This window comes from Bacillus sp. 05T31, assembly GCF_056396725.1.
The window spans coordinates 1-2,739 of the sequence record NZ_JBFTMA010000609.1; the positions used below are offsets into that span (position 1 = coordinate 1).

Sequence of the window (2,739 nt, forward strand, 5' to 3'; positions counted from 1 at the left end):
GTACTTAACTGTTGCGACGATAATGATGGCGCTATGGTCTTTGAAATTCCTTCCGCCGTATGTGTTGGCAGGTACCGTTGTTGTTGTAGCTTGTCTTGTATTTATAGTGAAGTTTGTGAAATGAAAAACACCAAGCCTATGTGGACTTGGTGTTTTATTTATAAATTAAAGATCACCTTGCTCCTCATCACCACGAACAACAAGGACATCGCATTTCGCATAGCGAATAATATGTTCAGAGACGCTACCAATTAGGAAACGTTCTACAGCATTTAAACCAGTTGCACCACACATAATTAAATCCACTTTATGGTTTGGAGCGATTTCTTTTGAAATTTTAGATTTAGGATTACCAAATTCTAATACAGTTTCCACTTTTTCAAGACCAGCTTCAAGAGCAGTTTTTTTGTAGTCTTCTAATAAGTCTTCTGCAAATAGATTTGCACGTTCAGCAATTGCGCGGCTATAAGCCTCTACTGCTGAGTATGCTTTTACATCAACGATATGAGCAATTGTTAATGTTGCATTGTTTCGTTTTGCAACTTGAATTGCTTTTTTAAAGGCTTTTTCTGCTTCTTTAGAACCGTCCACCGCAATTAAAATATTTGTATATGTATTATTCATAGTAAATTCCTCCCAATCATTTTTATTACCGTTTACAACTTTATTATAAAACAAATTTTGGTAATGTGCTTGTCCGAAACGTTACAGAATTTTGAAAACTTTGCCTTAATTCATTTTAGTTGTAATTGAGGCGAGAACTTGTTACATATGGAGTATAGCAATTTAAAAGGAGGCATGTTTGTGAGACACGCGCTCATTACAGCCGGTACGAAAGGTTTAGGAAAGCAAGTAACAGAAAAGTTATTGGATAAAGGATATTCAGTAACAGTAACATATCATAGCGATACAAGTGCTATGGAAACAATGAAAGAAACATATAAAAATATGGAAGAACGTCTACAGTTCGTGCAAGCTGATGTCACGAAAAAGGAAGATTTACATAAAATAGTAGAAGAAGCGATGAGCCGTTTTGGCAAAATTGACTTCTTAATTAATAATGCTGGTCCTTACGTATTTGAAAGGAAAAAATTAGTCGATTACGAAGAAGACGAATGGAATGAAATGATCCAGGGTAATTTAACAGCGGTGTTTCATTTATTAAAACTTGTCGTACCGATTATGAGAAACCAGCAATTTGGCCGTATTATTAACTATGGATTTCAAGGGGCAGATAGCGCGCCTGGATGGATTTATCGTTCAGCCTTTGCAGCTGCGAAAGTCGGACTTGTTTCTTTAACGAAAACAGTCGCATACGAAGAAGCTGAATACGGTATTACTGCGAATATGGTATGTCCTGGTGATATAATTGGTGAAATGAAAGAGGCAACGATTGAAGAAGCACGAAATCTGAAAGGTAGTAACACACCAATTGGTAGATCTGGAACAGGGGAAGATATCGCAAGAACCATTTCGTTTTTATGTGAGGACGATTCTGATATGATTACTGGCACGATTATTGAAGTAACAGGCGCTGTTGATGTTATTCATAGACATCGATAGAATTAAATAAAGTGAAGTTTCGAATAATTGGACAGTTTATCCTTTATACTGAGAGGTACGGATAATACTGTCCTTTMATKTARGATTAAATCTATCGGAAAACTTGTATTATTTTTTTGTCAAATATTGAGATATTATGTTAGAATATAAGAGYATAGAAAGCGCTTTAAAAAATGATTCAGGGGTCATTTCATAACTCAAGGGGGAACTAATAATGCGTATCGGTATTCCAACAGAAATTAAAAACAATGAAAACCGCGTGGCAATGACGCCAGCGGGAGCTGTACATTTAGTACAAAATGGTCATGAAGTTTTTGTTCAAAAAGGATCAGGTGTAGGATCAGGCTTTACAGATGAAGAATACGTACAAGCTGGTGCGAAACTTGTTGAAACTGCTGAAGAAGCATGGAATCAAGATATGGTTATGAAGGTAAAAGAGCCAGTTGAAAGTGAATACGGTTATTTCCGCGAAGGTTTAATTTTATTCACATACTTACACTTAGCTCCAGAGCCAGAATTAACGAAAGCATTAATTGATAACAAAGTGGTATCAATTGCATACGAAACAGTACAATTAGACAATCGTTCTTTACCATTACTTGCACCTATGAGTGAAGTAGCTGGTCGTATGTCTGCGCAAATCGGTGCACAGTTCCTTGAGAAAAACAAAGGTGGTAAAGGTATTTTACTTGCAGGTGTTCCAGGGGTGAAACGCGGTAAAGTAACAATTATCGGCGGTGGTCAAGCTGGTACAAACGCAGCGAAAATTGCAGTAGGTTTAGGTGCAGATGTAACAATCATCGACTTAAGTGCAGAACGTCTTCGTCAATTAGATGACATTTTCGGAAACCAAGTGAAAACGTTAATGTCTAACCCGTATAACATTGCAGAAGCTGTAAGAGAATCTGATCTTGTAATCGGTGCAGTATTGATCCCAGGTGCAAAAGCGCCAAAACTTGTAACAGAAGAAATGATTCAATCAATGGAACCAGGTTCTGTCGTTGTAGATATCGCGATTGACCAAGGTGGTATTTTCGAAACAACTGACCGTATTACAACTCACGACAACCCAACTTATGAGAAACATGGTGTTGTTCATTATGCAGTTGCAAATATGCCAGGTGCGGTTCCACGTACATCAACTCTTGCATTAACAAACGTAACAGTACCATATGC

At 37.3% G+C, this 2,739-nt stretch carries 3 protein-coding genes; 2 read left to right on the forward strand and 1 reads right to left on the reverse strand.

The features are described from left to right. Positions 1-165: 165 nt before the first annotated feature. Positions 166-624 (reverse strand): universal stress protein, encoded by a 459-nt coding sequence (locus AC1DJR_RS25110; protein WP_001066676.1) that lies wholly within the window; start codon positions 622-624, stop codon positions 166-168. A gap of 147 nt (positions 625-771) precedes the next feature. On the opposite strand from AC1DJR_RS25110, the gene AC1DJR_RS25115 reads away from it, so the two are divergent. Both AC1DJR_RS25115 and ald read left to right on the forward strand, forming a co-directional pair. After that, a complete protein-coding gene (locus AC1DJR_RS25115; RefSeq protein ID WP_002015530.1) occupies positions 772-1,563 on the forward strand; it encodes an SDR family oxidoreductase in 792 nt (263 codons plus the stop codon). Between the two features lie 214 nt (positions 1,564-1,777). After that, positions 1,778-2,739 (forward strand): alanine dehydrogenase (gene ald, locus AC1DJR_RS25120; protein ID WP_061690024.1); only part of this gene is annotated, 962 nt, incomplete at its 3' end.

Excerpts from the sequence above, each read along its gene's own strand:
- AC1DJR_RS25115 (WP_002015530.1), top strand. The coding sequence starts at position 772 with ATGGAGTATAGCAATTTAAAAGGAGGCATGTTTGTGAGACACGCGCTC.
- AC1DJR_RS25110 (WP_001066676.1), bottom strand. The coding sequence starts at position 624 with ATGAATAATACATATACAAATATTTTAATTGCGGTGGACGGTTCTAAA.